At 57.0% G+C, this 17,156-nt stretch carries 14 protein-coding genes; 4 read left to right on the forward strand and 10 right to left on the reverse strand.

Annotated features, from left to right (window positions below; translation table 11 throughout):
• Positions 1-1,131 (forward strand): hypothetical protein (locus tag VMJ32_05705; GenBank protein ID HTQ38500.1); only part of this gene is annotated, 1,131 nt, incomplete at its 5' end.
• A gap of 42 nt (positions 1,132-1,173) precedes the next feature.
• Here the strand turns inward: VMJ32_05705 and VMJ32_05710 are convergent.
• Together VMJ32_05710 and VMJ32_05715 are read right to left on the reverse strand one after the other, a co-directional pair.
• On the reverse strand, positions 1,174-2,058 hold the full coding sequence (locus VMJ32_05710; GenBank protein HTQ38501.1) for a DNA-binding domain-containing protein: 885 nt from the start codon (positions 2,056-2,058) through the stop codon (positions 1,174-1,176).
• A 25-nt stretch (positions 2,059-2,083) separates the two neighbouring features.
• Positions 2,084-3,028: a DUF692 domain-containing protein gene (locus VMJ32_05715; GenBank protein ID HTQ38502.1), complete on the reverse strand. Its 945-nt coding sequence runs from the start codon at positions 3,026-3,028 to the stop codon at positions 2,084-2,086.
• Between the two features lie 206 nt (positions 3,029-3,234).
• Between VMJ32_05715 and VMJ32_05720 the strand changes: the two genes are divergently transcribed.
• The 3 genes from VMJ32_05720 to VMJ32_05730 all read left to right on the forward strand — a co-directional run bounded on the left by VMJ32_05720 (position 3,235) and on the right by VMJ32_05730 (position 5,664).
• Entirely contained in the window at positions 3,235-3,696 is a 462-nt protein-coding gene (locus VMJ32_05720; GenBank protein HTQ38503.1) for a RidA family protein, read from the forward strand.
• A gap of 35 nt (positions 3,697-3,731) precedes the next feature.
• Positions 3,732-4,931, forward strand: a complete 1,200-nt coding sequence (locus tag VMJ32_05725) for an FIST N-terminal domain-containing protein (GenBank protein HTQ38504.1) — start codon at positions 3,732-3,734, stop codon at positions 4,929-4,931.
• A 205-nt stretch (positions 4,932-5,136) separates the two neighbouring features.
• Positions 5,137-5,664, forward strand: coding sequence for a DNA-3-methyladenine glycosylase (locus tag VMJ32_05730; GenBank protein HTQ38505.1), 528 nt, complete (start codon positions 5,137-5,139; stop codon positions 5,662-5,664).
• 42 nt (positions 5,665-5,706) lie between these two features.
• On the opposite strand, the gene VMJ32_05735 is transcribed toward VMJ32_05730, so the two are convergent.
• The 8 genes from VMJ32_05735 to VMJ32_05770 all read right to left on the reverse strand — a co-directional run bounded on the left by VMJ32_05735 (position 5,707) and on the right by VMJ32_05770 (position 16,850).
• The gene (locus VMJ32_05735; protein HTQ38506.1) at positions 5,707-7,578 is read right to left on the reverse strand and encodes a di-heme oxidoredictase family protein; all 1,872 of its coding nucleotides are present in this window, start codon (positions 7,576-7,578) and stop codon (positions 5,707-5,709) included.
• Positions 7,579-7,829: 251 nt separating this feature from the next.
• Positions 7,830-8,546: a hypothetical protein gene (locus VMJ32_05740; protein ID HTQ38507.1), complete on the reverse strand. Its 717-nt coding sequence runs from the start codon at positions 8,544-8,546 to the stop codon at positions 7,830-7,832.
• A 159-nt stretch (positions 8,547-8,705) separates the two neighbouring features.
• Positions 8,706-9,317, reverse strand: a complete 612-nt coding sequence (locus tag VMJ32_05745) for a CvpA family protein (GenBank protein ID HTQ38508.1) — start codon at positions 9,315-9,317, stop codon at positions 8,706-8,708.
• A gap of 156 nt (positions 9,318-9,473) precedes the next feature.
• Positions 9,474-11,291, reverse strand: coding sequence for an ATPase, T2SS/T4P/T4SS family (locus tag VMJ32_05750; protein HTQ38509.1), 1,818 nt, complete (start codon positions 11,289-11,291; stop codon positions 9,474-9,476).
• On the reverse strand, positions 11,291-12,469 hold the full coding sequence (locus VMJ32_05755; GenBank protein HTQ38510.1) for a PilT/PilU family type 4a pilus ATPase: 1,179 nt from the start codon (positions 12,467-12,469) through the stop codon (positions 11,291-11,293). The genes VMJ32_05750 and VMJ32_05755 overlap by 1 nt, the downstream gene beginning before the upstream one ends.
• A 152-nt stretch (positions 12,470-12,621) precedes the next feature.
• Complete coding sequence (hisF, locus tag VMJ32_05760) at positions 12,622-13,389, reverse strand: imidazole glycerol phosphate synthase subunit HisF (GenBank protein HTQ38511.1); 768 nt, start codon at positions 13,387-13,389, stop codon at positions 12,622-12,624.
• 222 nt (positions 13,390-13,611) lie between these two features.
• Entirely contained in the window at positions 13,612-15,054 is a 1,443-nt protein-coding gene (locus tag VMJ32_05765) for a tetratricopeptide repeat protein (GenBank protein ID HTQ38512.1), read from the reverse strand.
• 341 nt (positions 15,055-15,395) lie between these two features.
• Positions 15,396-16,850, reverse strand: a complete 1,455-nt coding sequence (locus VMJ32_05770; GenBank protein ID HTQ38513.1) for an FAD-dependent oxidoreductase — start codon at positions 16,848-16,850, stop codon at positions 15,396-15,398.
• Positions 16,851-17,156 lie beyond the last annotated feature (306 nt).

The following is a 17,156-nucleotide window of genomic DNA, read 5'->3' on the forward strand; positions in this document are numbered from 1 at the left end:
GGCGTGGCGGTGACCCTAATTGCACCGCAGTTGTTCGTCACGTTTTTTGAGTGGAATTCATCGCTTTTTTTGGGCTTCGTTTTGGCGAGCTGGCTTATACTGCGCGCGATTTTATCGCTCTTGGGCGGCAAACTGGCGGACGGGAAACCGCTCGCCCGCAGCAAGCGACGCTCCGCGGTTGTGTTGGGGTTGACGCTCTGCGTGCTGACCATCACAGGCGTGGGCATTTACGATATATGCGGTTATTTCGAAAAGCAAAGTCAGCTGTTTGAGAAAGTGCTGCTGCAAAGGCGAAATTTTTTCGGCACGCTGCGAGTCGATGATCGCAAAATCAACGATCCGGAAAGCGAGATTCACGTTCTCAATCACGGGCGGATCACGCACGGTTTGCAATACACCAGCGAAGATCGTCGACACATTCCCACCACGTATTACGCGCCGGAAACCGGCGTGGGGCGGGCCATCGGCTTTTATCGCGAAAATAAAAACTTGCACGGTCTGCGGATTGGCGCCGTGGGCTTGGGCACAGGCACCTTGGCCGCTTATGCCGAACAGGGCGATTCTATTCGCTTTTACGAAATCAATCCCGCGGTTATCGCCATCACTGAACCTGGCGAGTATTTCACGTATTTGAAAGATTGCCGTCAGCGCGGCGCGAAATACGAGATAGAATTAGGCGACGCGCGGCTGACGCTGGACCGCGAACTGCAAAACCACGAGCCACAAAAATTTCACGTGCTGGTGCTCGATGCTTTCAGCGGCGACGCCATTCCCGTGCACTTGCTGACACAGGAGGCATGCCAAATTTATGTCGAACAACTGGCCAAAGCGGCAGATGGCGACGAGGATGGGGCCATTGCCGTACACATCACCAATCGTTACGTTGATTTGGAGCCGATCGTGTTGGGTCTGGCCGAGAAATATGGTCTCGACCATGTTCTCATCTCCAACGAAGGAGGCGAGAATCAAATGTACCGGTCCGACTGGATGATTCTCACGCACAACCGCGACTTGCTGGCGGCACTGTCCCCCTTTGCCGAGCCGCCGCCGGAAGAGCGCGATCCGCCTGAGAAAAAGAGGCCAATTTTGTGGACCGACGATCGCAGCAATCTATTCGACGTGCTGAAGTGAGAAGCAATTAGCTACTCCGACTTTCCGGCTAATCGCTAACTGCTAGTCGTTAACCTCTATCTGGACAAACATTGGTGCGGCGGTCCAGAGGCGGAACCAGTCGCGCAGGTCGGCGGCGAGTTGGTCGATTTCGCCGACATACACGGCCGCGGCGGCGGCAATGGCGTCGCCAACGGTTTGGCCACGCTGCAATGCGTCTAGCACCACAAATTGCGGATGACTGAGCTCGTACCGCCGCACCACATAATCGCGCCGAGTAATCGCCAGCCATGCGTTTTGCAGCGGCGGAATAGTGGCGTTGCCGTTGCCTTGTTTCATCCGCGTGTAATAGTTGTTCAACGAAAAACGGAGCGACAGCAACCGCAAACAGGGGGCCACTGTCAGGCGCGCCTGCGGCCATTGCTTGGGGTCGATGGCCGATAATTCGTTGTCGAATGTCAAAGGGCGTCTTTCCAGGCCCGGGCCGTCGAACACTTCGCTTACGGTTCGCTCCAATGTCGCCAGGTCGATTAAAAAATCGGCCCATCCGGGTATGGTTGCGTCGCCTTCAGCGGCGGGTTTGGTTTCGCTGAGATACGAAACGAATTTTTCACCCAACTTTGCCAGCGTGTAACTTTGGGACGGACAGCGCTGGAGATAATCGACGGCGAACTCGGCAAACGCATCGTCGCCGACGGCGCGATGGAACACTGGAAATTCCGCTTGAAGGCACTCGATGAGCCGGGTATAGTAGGCACCGGCGTATACGGCCAAGCGATCGACGCTCGATTGGCGGAGCGAGGGCTCGACAATTTGCTCCAGTTGTGCGGGCGCTATTTCCAGATGGGACTGTGTGGCTGGCGCTGCCAAACCGGCTTCCACGCCGCCGGGATGCGTGATGACCGATTGCATCCACCGCTGCACATTCTCGAGCGATTGCTGTTTCATATTCTTGCCTTTTCACCAGCGACTTTCACTCCACTTCGGCCAATACCAGCGTTGCCGGATGTGGCGGTGTGACGGAAGCTCGATGTTCCAAAGACGCCGCCGCGCCGGAAAAATCGACGACGCCCTGGTTCACGGGGGTCAACTTCGCAGTCATATATTTCCGCGCTTTCAACACTTCCGCATGCACCACCGGAAACGGCGGAATTTTGGCGTCCCACTCTAACAACGAGGCTACGCCGCCGGTCTTTTCATGCGCCAGCCGGTATAACTCCCACACGGGGTCAACCACGTGGTTGTCGTGCGTGTCGAGTAAATGCGTGCGGCAAGGTGTGTGCCCGGCCAAGTGCATTTGCACAATTCGGTGGTGCGGCAATTTGCAGATGTACTCGGCGGGATCAAAATCGTGATTCCTGCTCGAAACGTACACGTTGTTCACGTCCAGCAGCAGGGCGCAGTCGGTTTGCTCGGCCACGCGGGCCAGAAATTCCCATTCGCTCATGGATGAAGCGGCAAACGTGACATAACTGCTGGGATTTTCCAAGACCAGCGGCCGCTCTAAAAAATCTTGCACCGTGCGCACACGCCGGACCACATGCCGCAAAGTTTCCTCGTTGAAGGGGAGGGGAAGCAAATCGTGCGTGTTCATTCCCAGGACGCCCGTCCAACATAAGTGGTCGGAGATCCAGCGAGCGTTCACTTCACGAGCGAGCCGTTTTAGTTTCGCCAAGTAATCGAAATTCAGTGGATCGGTGCTGCCAATCGATAGTGATACGCCATGCATCACCACGGGATAACGCTCGGCGATTTGCTCCAGCACATAGCGCGGGCGGCCGCCGGAATCGATAAAGTTTTCTGAAATAATTTCGAACCAATCGACCGCCGGGCGATGTTCCAAAATGTGCGAAAAATGGGCACTCCGCAATCCGACGCCTAAGCCCAGGTTCGGATATTCAAGTCTTGAGGTGGCCATTGAAGGCTCGGCGAATGGAAATCGAGAATCAACAAGAACTGGCGGTCCATCACGAATCGCTCGAAAACCGCAACCTAAAGGATGACGCATCACGTGGCACCTTTCCAGGACCACCTCAGGATATTATGGTGATTTGTTGTAGAAATTGATGCGAAGCACGATGCCCCACTTGCCGTTAAAATTCTTTTTCAATTTGCGAGAAGCTGATGAGTGCCGAGGCCCGTTTGACAGAACTGCAACTACAACTGCCGCCAGCCCCTAAACCGGTGGGTCTTTACAAACCCATCGTGATTAGTGAGAAATGGGCATATCTTTCGGGCCACGGTCCGTTGCGGGCCGATAAATCGTTGATTACAGGTCGCGTGGGAAGCGACTTGGATTTGAAGGCGGGCCAGGCTGCCGCACGGCAAACCGGCCTCGCCATTTTGGCGACGCTGCGCGAAGCGCTGGGGAGCCTGGACCGCGTCAAGCGAATCATCAAAACGTTTGGGCTCGTCAATTGCACGCCGGAATTTCATCAACAACCGGCCGTGTTGAACGGTTTTAGCGAACTGATGGCGGAAGTGTTTGGACCCGATGCGGGAGTGGGGGCCCGCAGCGCCGTGGGCGCCGCCGCGTTGCCGGGAGACATGGCGGTTGAAGTGGAAGCGATATTTGAAATCGGCTAGGGCTTATCCCCTTGCCGTAGCGGGGAGATGTGAACATGACCCAAACGGGGCAGAAAGCCCATGCGCGCTTTGGGGCGGCGCTTTCTTTACAGCCAGACAGCGGCGCGGCAGTGGATGAAGCGTGCCGGGCGGCATTATCGCAATTGGGAACGAAGCCTGATTTGGCGGTGGTGTTTGTGTCTCCGCACCATCGCGGGCAGTTGGCTCAAGTGGCTGTGCAAGTGTGTGATGCGATTGGTTCTGAAGCCTTGTTGGGCTGCACGGGGGAATCAATAATCGGTGGAAATCGCGAAATTGAGTCGCAACCAGCGGTTTCGGTCTGGCTGGCCTCTCTGCCAAACACCACCATAAAATTGATGCACCTGAATTTTGAACAGACTCGTGAAGGGAGCATTTTTACCGGCTGGCCGGCCGATTTGCCGGAGCCCTGGCCTGCTGAGAGCGCGATGCTGCTATTGGGCGAGCCGTTCAGTTTTCCAGCGGACGAAGTGGTGCGGCGCTTCAACGAAGATCATCCCGGCGCGCCGGTGTTAGGCGGCATGGCTTCCGGTGGGGTAGCGCCGGGCGAAAATCGCCTTGTTTTGGGACGCGGCGAACAAATTCAAGGGGCGGTGGCGGCACTCCTTTATGGCAGCGTGCGAATTCGAAGCGTCGTCTCGCAGGGTTGCCGACCGGTAGGCAAACCCTATGTGATCACGCGGGCCGAATCGAACGTTATTCAAGAATTGGGGGGAGCGCCGCCGTTGAGCCGCTTGCAAGAAGTGTTTCAAACGCTTACCGAGCAGGAACGCTGGCAAGCGCGGCGTGGGTTGCACGTGGGCCGAGTGTTGAGCGAATATCAAGATGAATTTCATCGCGGCGATTTTTTGGTGCGCAACGTCATCGGCGTCGATCCCAACACGGGAGCTATCGCTGTGGGCGATTATATGCGCACCGGGCAAACGGTGCAGTTTCACATTCGTGACGAAGTCACCGCCGACGAAGACTTGCGACATTTGTTGCGCACGGCGGTCATGACCGGCGGCGAGCCGGCGCCGGCCGGGGCACTGTTGTTCAGTTGCAATGGGCGCGGCACGCGCATGTTTTCCTCTTCGAATCACGACATCAATTGCCTGCGCGACATTTTGGGCGATATTCCTGTGGCGGGATTTTTTGCGCAGGGAGAAATTGGGCCGGTCGGCAACCAAAACTTTTTGCACGGCTTTACTGCCAGCGTGGCGCTGTTCGATGGATAGGGTATGATGGAAGCGCAGCCGCCTTGAGGCCGAAGCGCTGTTATAATGACGAATCCCGGCGCGCCGGAAATGAATGACCAATGACCAAATCTCAATGACCAAAGTTCAACTTCAAGCATTGGTCATGGGTGCTTGGAAATTGGTCATTCGATCCCGGCGCGCCGGGATTCGTCATTAAACATTTGTCATTCGTCATTTACCCGCCATGTCGACTACCAGCCAAGTTTTGGAGCAAAGTTTTTTTGCTCGGCCGGCGCTGGTCGTGGCCCGAGAATTGTTGGGCAAACACCTGGTGCGGCGGTGGCGAAACCGCGAGCAGGCCGTCGTGGTTAATGAAGTGGAGGCGTACGTTGGTCCGCACGATTTAGCCTGCCACGGGCGCTTCGGCCGAACTCCACGGACGGAAGTCATGTATGGGCCGGCCGGGCACTGGTACGTTTACTTGTGTTACGGCATGCACTGGATGCTGAACATTGTGACGGACGGGGAAGATTGGCCGGCCGCCGTGTTGTTCCGGGGCGCGGGAGAATTCACGGGGCCGGGCAAATTGACGAAGGCTTTGCACATCGATCGACGGTTGAATGCGCTGCCCGCAGACGAGGAAGCCGGACTATGGTTGGAAAATCGCGGCTTGCGAGTACGGCGATCGCAGATTGCGCAAACCCCGCGGATCGGGGTTGATTACGCGGGAACTTGGAAAGACAAGCCGTACCGGTTTATGCTGAAATCGTAATGCGGGCGGGGCAGTCGCGGATGGACAATTTCGTTCCGCCGTTCATTCCGCGGCGGCGGTTTGCTCCGGCGCAGTCAGCGATTTAAGAAACGCCACCACCTGGGTACGTTCCGCCGGTTTGAGCATGAAAAACTGCTTGGCGGAATTGGCGGCTTCTCCGCCGTGAAAAGCGACGGCCTGTTCCAGCGTTTCGGCCCGGCCGTCGTGCAAGTAGGGGCCCGAATCGCGCACGCCCCACAGGGGCGGAGTGCGCCATTCCTGTCGTAGCGCGCCGAAGGTTTTTTCACGTTCGGCTTTGGTCAAAACATGAGCTGGGCCCCCGTTCAAAGTGCCCGCCTGCAAACTTGGGATTGGATCGGCTTGTTGCTCTTCCTCCGGCGAATCGGGAACAAAGACGCCGTAATTTCCGGAATCGCCCAACTCCGGACCCATGTCGTGCAGCAACAGATCGCTGTAAATTCCGGTCACGTTGCCCAACTGCTGCGCGTGGCAGTTGGCGCAGCCGACGGCGGCAAATTGTTTTTCGCCGGCCGATAAAATTTCCGCTTCCTGCGGAGTGCCGGGTTTGTGTTGCACCGGCGCCGGCAAATTGCGCAAATAATCAACCAGGGCCAGGCACTCGGCCTGGTTCAGGTCGTGCCCGTTAGGTTTGTAATTGGGATTCAGGGGTAGACCGGCCTGGGGATGATCGGGCACGTCCAAGCCGAGTTCGACGGCGCAGGCAGTCATGGCAAATTCGTAGAGCGATGCCTTTTGGTTTTTCCAACCGAAGCGTCCGAGTTTGCCGTCCTTCATTTTGGCTACGCGGCCTTGAATTTCGGGAAAGCCTTTGAATTTTTTGTTGGCTTGATCGATTAGCGCCTGATCGGGAATCTGATCGATCAGGCCGACGCCAAACAGCGCCGTGGGATTACGTCGCGAATGGACGAAGGAGAAATCCCCCATTTGCCCCTGCAAGCCTTGCTGTTGCACAAGTTGAGCTTGCGTTTTCAGCTGTTGCATTTTCTGCTCGGCTTCCACGTCGCTGGTGACTTGAATTTGACCCGCGGAAGCGTCCGCGTCTTCGGATGAATTAGCCGGCGCGTTGGGGGCGCCATTGAACTGTCCGAGGCCCGACATTTGCATCCGCCACGATTCGTATTTTTCGTCGGTGGAAAAGCGATGCAAAACCACGCTGCGGGCCGACGCAAAACCGGGGTGAATTTTCGCGAGTTCTTGTTTTTGGCGATTGATTTCCGCCAGTTGATCTTCCGGTTTCGGCTGGACAACGGGCGTGGCAGCGGCAGCAGTTTGGGGGACCGGCATACTGACGGCAGCGGTTTGTTGGCTGGGACCAGCCTGCGGGGTGTTGTTCGTCGCGGGTTGGGTTTCATTACTGGCAGCCGGCTGTGCGTCGCCGACAACACTTACTTGGATATTCGCGGGCTGGTGATCGCGGCTAGCCGCGGGCTGCGCGTGATTGTTACCAGCTGGCTGTGACTCGCCGGTTTGCGAAAGGCTGTTTACGAAAACATCCAAAATCATTCCGGGCAGCGTTTGCACTGCAGGCGCTGGCTGTTCTTGTTGTTGTTGCACCACCGGGTTGACAAAAGCCGTGATGATATCGACATTTTTGCTTGCAGTTCCGCCGCCGCCGGAACCCCCTTGGTTATGGCAGGCGACGCACGAACTGTCGTTGAAGACGGGTCCCAAACCGTCGCCGCCGTGGGAGCGCGGATCGTTGGGAATCCATTCGCGCTGGAAAAGCTCTTTCCCATCGGGCGCGGCGGCGGCTGACGTATTGGCTGGAGTCGCTGGGGGAGTGATTGTGTTCGTCGGCGGCATGCCTTGTTCGGCAGGAGCGGCGAAAACCGCGCCAGCCACTCCCATTGCAATCGCCGCCACCACGCAATTGAGCTTAGAAAACGTGGCCATGATTCGCTTCTCCCGAAGAGCCGTATTAGCACGTGCAGTACGAACCGCTCGAAGCGCCCTCTGATTATAGGAGATACCCCAGAAGAAGAGCAACGGTTTCGTTTGTAACAACCGCGTCAACTGTTCGGTCGAATCAATTTGGTCCTCCGATTTCGCAGAAAACGGCGTCTGGAACCTCCCCGTGCAGAAAACCAGCCGAAGCGGCCATGATTAGAATTGGGAATCAACTGGCAGCTAGCGCTCGTTTTCCGTCACTCTTCCCGAATGGTGCGCCAAAGAATTTGCCATTGCTCGGTATGACTGCCGTAGGCCAGGGAGCGATTTACATCCATGAGCACATCGGCGGATTTTCCGTCGTTGCCAGCCGAGCTGCGAATGCGGTACTTCACGATGACGTCGTCCCGAGAATCATCGCCGCCGGCAAAGGTGGCTGACAATGGCTCAATTTTTGCTTCGGCCCCCGCTTCCAACAGCATGTTGACGGCCGGCAGCTTCAAAAATTCATCGTAGGCTTTTTTCGCTTCAGGCGATTTGTCTTTAAGCTCGGTCTGGCCGACTTCAACCACGGCACGGACGCCCGCTGGCAGTGCCAATTGGTAAGCGGCCAAGGGTTGTTTATGCTGCAGCAGGTCCAGGAATTTCTCCGCGAAATGCGCGGCGCGGACTTCCACTAAATACTGCCGACTGAGGGTGCGCGCAGGTCCGGCCACGCCAAAAAAAATCGCTAAGAGCAAACCCAAGAGCGCCAGGTGCCAGCCGGAAAGGCGGCTCTCGGAAGCGTTAATTTTGCGCATGGCGACTATCGAAACGGCGCCCGCCGACACCGGGATAAACCACAACAGTGGTCCCACGATGGCCGCGGCCGAAAGCACCCCCAACAAAATGGCCGCCACCGCCCAGCCGCTGATGCGGCCGTATTCGACGATCTCGCGTTCCGCAGGGCTCAACGAAATGCCGGGTTGACGCATGGCAGAAAGCCGCAGGCTAGGGATCAAAAGACCAAAGAATTAAACCATGAAGCACATCGTTCTTCGAGGCGGGAATGGGTCCAGCGATTGAACTTTTAGGCACGGCGACTTTTCGACTCTGAGACTTTGGGCAATTGGACGCAAGCGACCCGTTCGGAATTACGGTCCGACGCTCAGGCTGGTTTGGGCTTCGAAGTCTTTGCGCCGCTGACCATATCTTAGAATGAAATCGCCCCGCGGATCAAACACGTGGGCATCCGGGTCACCGGGGGACGGGGTGCGCGACAAGGCGCTGCCGCTACTGATTTCGTGCATAAAGGCCAACCAGTTTCGGTCAGGGCCCAACCCGAAAAACATGCGAGTTTCCGGCGATTCCTGGAAACCCAGAAAGTTACGCTCCAGGGGGGCCAGATGCATGGTGAACAAAGTGAATTGGACCATGATCCAGCCCACGCCGATGGCAAAAATGACACCGCCGGTAACATCGACCACTTTTTTGAACCGCATGCGATGGCGAGAGAACAAATCGGTGGACAAACGAAATACCACCAAAGACACGACAAAGACGAGCCAGACGGCGATAAAATCACAGAAATAAGTGAGGCCGGGCCACATGCCTTCCAGCCGATTGGCGACTGGTTCGAAAAGATTGGAGGCCAGCACCGCTGCCATGAGCGTGTTGCAGAACATCAAACAAGCGCCCCACATGCCTTCGTTGAAAATGAAGGCCACGCAGATGGCGAAAATGGCCAGGATGATTAAATTAAGCATGGCTATGTAAATGACAAATGACGAAGCTCGAATGACGAAGGCAGCATTCAATTCCAATTTCGAATGACTAAAAGATCGCGAGGAGATTGAAATTGGACTTTGAACATTGGAAATGAGTTCGGCTATTTCGGGCGAATCGTGATACGAATTATTGCGTTATCCTTTCAGCACCCGTTGTAATTCCAACAGCGACGTGACGCCTTTTACGACCAAAACCAGACCTTCTTCCTGAAACGTTTTCATGCCGCCCTTGCGAGATGCGGCGCGGACCAAATCGAGTTTAGGGCTTTTCATAAGGACTTCGCGGACGCCGTCGTCGACGACCAGCAGTTCGAACAGCCCGGTACGTCCTTTGTAACCGATTCCCTGGCATTGGGGGCAGGGCTTTTTCGGATCGACCTGGGACGGGGTGCGAAACAAGGTTTGGACTTTCCCCGGCGGGATGCCGAACTGCTGCAGGATTTCGGCCGGCGCCGGATAGCCTTCCTTGCAGGCGTCGCACAGTTTGCGCACTAATCGGACGCAGATGACGCCGCTGACGGCATTTACAAAATCTTTGGGGGGCACTTTCAAGAGCAACACGCGCAACAAGGTTTCCGGGGCGTCTTTGGAGCGCATGCCGGCAAGGATGAGCCGATCTTCCTTGACTTGTTCGCACAACAGCTTGGCGGTAGGGCCGTCGGTCAGGCTTCGGACCACCAGGGCGTTGGGATACGTGCGAATAATTTTTTCCAAGGCCGGCACTGGTGTTTCTCCGGCCGCCGCATTGTATGTGGTGACCTGGAGATTTTCGATTTCGTGTTCACGATTGTTGACGTCTTCGACGGCGGCGAAATCGCGGACGTAACGGTCGCAGACTTTCAGCGCGGCGTCGAACAAATTACTCAATCCGCCGTACGGCATCGAACTAAAGACGACAAACCCGGACGTTCGCGCGAGCAATTGTTTCAATTGTTCCTGTGTTTTGGCGCGCAGGCCCAATTCTTCCAAGGTGTGAACCGGGGCCTTCGTGGGATGGAAATGGGCAACAACCCGCTCGCCGTTTTCTACGCCTACGCTTTGGAGCTTGCAAAAGTAATGATGACCCTGGTAATCGGCGGCCAAGGTGCCGCTTTGGCGCTTGGCGCGTTCGTTGGCATCGAGGCCGGCCATGGTTTTGAGCACGGCCACAATCATATTGCCGGAGTTGTTGTCGCGCGGGTCGACATTGTGCCACACGCCGTCGATTTGGAAGCGCACGCCGACATTTGCGGCGGTGCATTCCAACATGATGGCATCGCCCCGCCGATCGAGCATATCGGCGACCAGGTCTTTGCTGGCGACATAGCCTGGGGAGCGGCGTGCCAACAAGAGGTTCGCTTCGCCGTCGCGTCCGCCGCCGGCCGTGGCTTTAAACTTAACGGGCGCTCCTTTTTCATGGTCAAGCTGCCGTTCGGTGGAAACTTTCACACCGACTTTGCCGGCGACGGCGGCGAAGACGTGCCGCAAATGATCGGGCGTTAACACACGTTGGTGCGAATCGACGCCCTTGTTGCGGATGATGATGTAAACACCCAACGGCGCCAAATAAGCCACGGCCATGAGGGGATAAGCCACTTCGAACCAGGGCAAGAGCCACATCAAAAAAAATGCGGCCACAAACGGACCAAACATGACACTGTTCCAGACCATGTAAGTCATGTCCAGCCGCAGGCAATCCTGGCTGACCCAGTCGGCAGTTTTCACCCAGAGCAAAAACAAGATCCACATCAGAAAGAAACGGGACAAGCTGAGATAAAATCCCTGGCCGCGTCCCAGGCTGGGGTCTTTGCCAAACTGGGTAGCCGCGGGGAGCGGATAATGGGGCCAACCTTTGCCTGCTTCGGGCTGGACGGCCGGTGCATCGACCGGAGGCTGAGCGGGCGCGCGTGGTGGCGACCAAAATATGATGGCCAAGGCCACGCAACCAAAAATCAGCGCTGCCCAACGTGACATCAAAGCATTCCCGATGACTTGACTTCGATGCCCTTGAGGGCCATTTTCAACGCCTCGACATTGGGCGCCACTTCCAGCGCCACGGAACGGTCGATCAATTCGCGATCGACCAACTCTTTCAGACTCATGGTGAAGTCTTGCATGCCGTCCTTGGCGGAAATACGGATGAGGTCGGCCAATTTTTCGTCGCGTTCTTCGAGAATGAGTTTTCGCGCCATGGCATTGAAGGTCATAATTTCGACGGTGGGGACGCGGCCCACGCCTTCCTTGATGGAAGGGAGCAATTTTTGCGCGACGATGCCCCGCATGTTGAAGGCGATGGCACTGCGGAGCGCGGCGTGCATTTCGCGCGGAAACAAATCTAAGATGCGGCTGATGGTGCTGGGCGCGCTGGAGGCGTGGATGGTGCCGAACACCAGGTGGCCGGTTTCGGCCGCGTGGATGGCGGTCATAAAGGTTTCCTGATCGCGCATTTCGCCGACGAGCATGACGTCGGGATCTTCGCGGACGGCGTGCTTCATGCCGATGGAAAAATCTTTGACGTCGGTACCCACCTCGCGCTGATTGATCAGGCACTTGTCTTCGGTGAAGGTGAATTCGATGGGGTCTTCCAACGTGAGAATGTGCTTGCGGTAATGGTGGTTGATGTAATTGAGCATCGACGCAATGGTCGTGCTTTTACCTGAGCCGGTGACGCCGGCCAGGAGAATCATTCCCTGATCGAACTTGCACAACTCTTCCATGATCGGGGGCAAGTTCAAGCCTTCGAAGTTTGGAATCCAGTTGTTCACGCGGCGGGCGACCATGCCCACATGTCCCAACTGCTGCAGCACGTTGACGCGGAAGCGCCACTTTACGCCGTCGACATCGACGACGTGAGCGAAGTCGGAGCCGCCGGTTTCTTCAAAGATTTTTTGTCGCCGCTCGTCGAACATGCCGAAAATCAAACGCACCATTTCTTCGTCTTCAATCGGCCCCCGGCTCAAGGGGCGCAAGGCGCCTTTCACGCGCACGTACGGCGGACGGCCGACCTTCAAGTGCAAATCGCTCCCCTCGAGCTTAACCAGGGCGCGAAACAGCTTGTCGATTTCTATCTCTTCGTGCTTGCCAATAAACCGATCGGCAGCCGAGTCGGCTTTGAAATGATGATTGTTGTTGTGGTTGTCGCCGTGAGACATAGTGTGCTATGAATGCTTAATCGGAATTACTCATTGATGGCTTGCGTGTGACGAACATCGAAATCTCTGCGAACAACCAATGACCAAATCCCAATGACCAAGATCTGCAATTGATTGGTCACTTGGTTCTTGGTCATTCGTCATTCTGCCTACTATAACCGCACTGGTATTCCGCGCTCTCTCATTGCTTGTTTTGTTTGCCGGATGGTGTACTGGCCGAAGTGGAAAATGCCGGCCGCCAAAGCGGCGTCGGCGTGACCCACGAGAATCGCCTCGGCCAGGTGTTCCGGACGGCCCGCCCCACCGCTGGCAACCACGGGAATGGCAACCACTTGGCTGACGGCGGCCGTCATTTCTAAATCATAACCATTTTGCGTGCCGTCCGCATCCATGCAAGTGAGGACAATTTCGCCGGCTCCCAACCGCTCCACCTCCTCCGCCCAGGGGACCGCTTCCTTGCCCGTGGGGATGCGGCCGCCGTTGATGTGCACCTCCCAGCTTTCGTGGCCGTTTTTCCGGACCCGCTTGGGATCGATATTCACCACGATGCACTGGCTGCCGAACTTTCGAGCCGCCTGGCGCACAAATTCTGGATTTTTACAGGCCGCCGAATTGATGGAGACCTTATCGCACCCAGCATTTAACAAAACCCGAATATCTTCCAGCGTGCGAATTCCGCCGCCGACGGTGAGGGGCATAAATACGACTTCTGCGGTTCGCTTAACGACGTCGACCATGGTGGCCCGGCCTTCGTGGCTGGCGGTGATGTCGAGAAACACCAGTTCGTCGGCCCCCTCGGCCTCGTACCGGGCGGCAACTTCCACGGGATCGCCGGCATCGCGCAGCTCGAGGAATTTGGTGCCCTTTACGACCCGACCGCGGTCGACATCTAAACAGGGGATGACGCGTTTGGCGAGCATCGCGAAAAGGGTTCCGGTGTCGGGGAATTAGGGTTCAGGAAAGAAGGGAGCCGCGGCAGGGAAGGGACACTTTAAACGCGGTATGGGTACGGGTCAATCTCCCTGTGAAACCAGTGGCACGGCAAGCTGATGGGGGACAAGGGTCTAGCCAATGCCCGCGTGGCGTATGCCAAAAAAGTCGCTTCGGGATGGCGGCTATCGGCCGATGGTCTGCCGAGGAAGTCACTTATTTTGTTGCGGCGGAACGAGCGCGGGCATGGGGGCAGGCTTATCGAGCGTGGTTTTGGATGTTGTCGCTGAGTCGGAAGCTGTCCCGCCGGCTGTCGGCAACGGCTGCGGCGGAGTGGGGAGCGACTCCATTGCCGCATTGCCGCCATATTTTTTCAACAGGCTGGCGGCTAACCGATCGTTAGGGGCTAGCTTTACGACCTCGCCCAATTCCTGGGCCGCCTGCGTGTTGAAGCCCGTCATTAGATATTGATATGCCAGCAGAAAATGTCCTTCCGGCGCTGCGGGGTTGTCTTTGGCAAACTTTTCCAAGATGCGGAGTTGATTGGTGTAGCGGTCTTTGTCGTTGTAATAACCGAACAATTCGGCCCAATCGCAAGGCGGGCCTAGCGCCAAGGCGACATGTGCCTGAGCGGCCGCGTCACGATATTGGCCCATGGCGAATAGAGCCAGCGCCATCAGCTCCGGCGCTTTGGGATTCTGCGGCGACTCCACGGCGGCATGGTTGGCCAGCCGTAAAGCATCGCGATATTTGCCGGCCTGGAAGGCATCGCCAGCCTGGCCGAAAAATTCAGCGCCGGCTTGCGAGGTGGCGGCACCATTTTCATCGTTCAGCGCATTGTTTTGCGGAAGGGGTAATTCCGGCGGGGTTTGGCCGGCATCGCCGGCGCTTTCGTATGCTACGGCGTCGTCGATGGGAACATCGTAGCCGGTCGGCTGATAATAGGCGGTATCGTAACAGTACGGAGCGCCGTAGCCGTAATAACCGAAGCCGTAGAAACAATCGCCGAAGCCGCCGAACCACCAGGGGAACCAAAACGGGGCTACCACAAAGCAGTTGTGGAAGTGATTCCAATTGTTCCAGTGGTTGAAATTATTGAAGTGATTGAAATTGCCATCGTGGTTGAAGTTGCCGTCATGATTAAAGTTGCCGTCGTGCGCAAATTGGCCGTTGCGAAACTGGTTACCGTTCAACTGGCTGAAGTGCTCGCCCTGATTCCAATTGTGGCTGAAGGAGCTGTTGAGCGAAGCGTTATGCGACAGGCCTGGCATTGACGCCGACGTTAAACCTCGCGCTGCTGCACCGCTGCCAAAGTTGGACGCACTTGGAAAGCCGCTCCGGCTCATGCTTCCGGAAAACTGCTGTCCGGAAAATTGACTTCCCATGCCGCTGAAATTTCGCGCGCTGCTGGTGAAGCTGCCCATGCCGCCAAAGCCCGATCCGCCGCCAAAGCTGTGCGCGCTCATGCCCCCCATGCTCATACCGCCGAAGCCGCCTCCCATGCCATGTCCGCCTCCGCCCATGCCACCGCCACCCATGCCGCCGCCGCCACCACCTCCGCCGCCGTGAGCCAAAGCTGGAATGGAACTGGCGGGCATCAAAAGAATCGCCCATGCGGACAACAGGCTCGCTAAAACAGTTTTGGTTTTAGACATGGCATCACCACTTCCGTTTCTGGGTTGGAGCGGCTCAATCTGTCGGTTAGCAGTGTTCCGACGAGGCTGACCGGGCAATCCACCTGCATGGCCCATGAAGATGGAATATTCTCCCACCGACAATTATACCCGTTAAATGGTCTACGGCACGCAAAAATACATTCAGCCCGGCAAACCGCATTAACCGACACCCGCCGGCTTGGTTTTTTGGCTTCTCATTGGAGCAGCCCGAAATGGCTAAAGTTGGGCGGTATGGGACAGGCGAAACGGGAATGAGAAATGTGGAAATGGAACGGCGCGGTCAGCGGTTGCCAAGCGTCGGGCATTGGGGCGCGCTCAAACTACAAATTCAACGTGCGGCCGTCGACGGCGAGGGCGGCTTCTTTTACGGCTTCGCTTAGCGTGGGATGGGCGTGGCAGGTGCGGGCGATGTCTTCGCTGGAGGCGCCAAACGTCATGGCGGCGGCGGCTTCGGCAATTAAATCGCCGGCGCGCGGGCCCAAAATGTGAACGCCCAAGACCCGGTCGGTGGTTTGGTGCGCCAGAATTTTTACTTTGCCTTCCACGTCGGCCAGCGTGCGGGCTCGGGCGTTGGCGCGGAACGGAAACGTGCCTTTGCGGTACGGCGTGCCTTCAGCCTGAAGCTGGTCTTCCGTTTTGCCCACCGCGCCGATTTCCGGATGCGTGTAGATGACTGAGGGGACTAGATTGTAATCGACGTGGCAGTAGCCGATGACGATGCCCTCGACGCAGGCAACGGCATCTTCCTCGGCTTTGTGGGCGAGCATGGGGCCGGCAATGCAATCGCCGATGGCGTAGAGGGCGGGGGGTGGGGAGTGAGTGGTGAGTGGTGAGGGGGCTGCGGCGCTTCCTGACGGTTGCGGCTCTTTGATCACACGAAAATGATCGTCGACGGGGATGCGGCCTTTGGCATCGAGCGCGATGCCGACGGTTTCCAGCCCTAAATCTTGCGTGGCCGGCGTGCGGCCCACGGCGACCAGCACGCGATCGCAATCAATGGCCACGGCTCCGGCGCATTCCACGAGACACTTGTTATGAGCCAGATCGAAACGGGCGGAAGTAACACGGCTGCCCAGGCGAAACTCGAGGCCCTGCTTTTGGAATAGCTTGAGCGCTTCGTCAGCCAATTCGGTGTCGGTGCCGGGTAAAATGCGTTCGAGAAATTCCAGCACGGTCACTTTGGCGCCCAGGCGATTCCAGACCGAACCCAGCTCCAGTCCGATGTACCCGCCGCCGACCACGACCAAATGCTGGGGGGCTTCAGGATATGAGAGCGCTTCGGTGCTGGTTCCCACGCGGTCGCTATGGAGTTCGATTCCCGGCAACAGTGCCGGCTTGCTGCCAGAGGCCAGGACAATGTGCTGGGCTGCCAACTGCTGGACGCCGCCATCGGTCGCGGTAACCGTAATCTGGCCGGGGCCGGCCAGTCGCCCCCAGCCGGTGTAGCGGGCAATTTTGTGTTTGCGGAACAGCCCCTCGACGCCTTTGCACAGCGTATCGACGATTTGTTCTTTGCGGCGAAGCATGGCGGACAAATCCAACTCGACGCCGGTGGTTTTCACGCCATGTTCGGCCAGTTTGTGTTTCGCTTCTGCGAATTTTTCGCTTGATTCCAGCAGCGCTTTGCTGGGAATGCATCCGACGCGCAGGCAAGTGCCGCCCAAGCGCGATTCCCGTTCGACACAGGCGGCATTGAACCCCAGTTGTGCGGCCCGAATGGCGGCGATGTAACCGCCCGGTCCGCCGCCGATGACAATAAGATCGTGTTGCGCCATGGAATGCAAAAACTAACCGCGGAGGTCGCGGAGGGACGCAGAGATTATAAAAAAGTATTTATCAAGGGAACGCAGATTGGGAGAAAATATAAGGATATTAATGGTTCGATCAATGTGTGTGGATTAAATTAATTTGCCGCCATCGAATTTGATCCATGTTTATCTGGCTTTGTTGAAACCCTTATGCTGCCAACAGGAGCAGGTCGTGAGTGAGGACACGCAAGTGAACTTCGGTTGCTTGAGTTGGACGGGATCGACCCCGCAGGGAAGCGGTGAGTCGCCGTTTGAATCGCGCGATGGTACTCT

Source organism: Pirellulales bacterium (assembly GCA_035499655.1).
GTDB lineage: Bacteria > Planctomycetota > Planctomycetia > Pirellulales > JADZDJ01 > DATJYL01.

Coding starts and splice junctions, on each gene's coding strand:
- VMJ32_05750 (HTQ38509.1), bottom strand. CDS start 11,291: ATGTCACGTTGGGCAGCGCTGATTTTTGGTTGCGTGGCCTTGGCCATC.
- VMJ32_05755 (HTQ38510.1), bottom strand. CDS start 12,469: ATGTCTCACGGCGACAACCACAACAACAATCATCATTTCAAAGCCGAC.
- VMJ32_05745 (HTQ38508.1), bottom strand. CDS start 9,317: ATGCTTAATTTAATCATCCTGGCCATTTTCGCCATCTGCGTGGCCTTC.
- VMJ32_05725 (HTQ38504.1), top strand. CDS start 3,732: ATGACCCAAACGGGGCAGAAAGCCCATGCGCGCTTTGGGGCGGCGCTT.
- VMJ32_05730 (HTQ38505.1), top strand. CDS start 5,137: ATGTCGACTACCAGCCAAGTTTTGGAGCAAAGTTTTTTTGCTCGGCCG.
- VMJ32_05765 (HTQ38512.1), bottom strand. CDS start 15,054: ATGTCTAAAACCAAAACTGTTTTAGCGAGCCTGTTGTCCGCATGGGCG.
- VMJ32_05740 (HTQ38507.1), bottom strand. CDS start 8,546: ATGCGTCAACCCGGCATTTCGTTGAGCCCTGCGGAACGCGAGATCGTC.
- VMJ32_05720 (HTQ38503.1), top strand. CDS start 3,235: ATGAGTGCCGAGGCCCGTTTGACAGAACTGCAACTACAACTGCCGCCA.
- VMJ32_05735 (HTQ38506.1), bottom strand. CDS start 7,578: ATGGCCACGTTTTCTAAGCTCAATTGCGTGGTGGCGGCGATTGCAATG.
- hisF (HTQ38511.1), bottom strand. CDS start 13,389: ATGCTCGCCAAACGCGTCATCCCCTGTTTAGATGTCGACCGCGGTCGG.
- VMJ32_05770 (HTQ38513.1), bottom strand. CDS start 16,850: ATGGCGCAACACGATCTTATTGTCATCGGCGGCGGACCGGGCGGTTAC.
- VMJ32_05715 (HTQ38502.1), bottom strand. CDS start 3,028: ATGGCCACCTCAAGACTTGAATATCCGAACCTGGGCTTAGGCGTCGGA.
- VMJ32_05710 (HTQ38501.1), bottom strand. CDS start 2,058: ATGAAACAGCAATCGCTCGAGAATGTGCAGCGGTGGATGCAATCGGTC.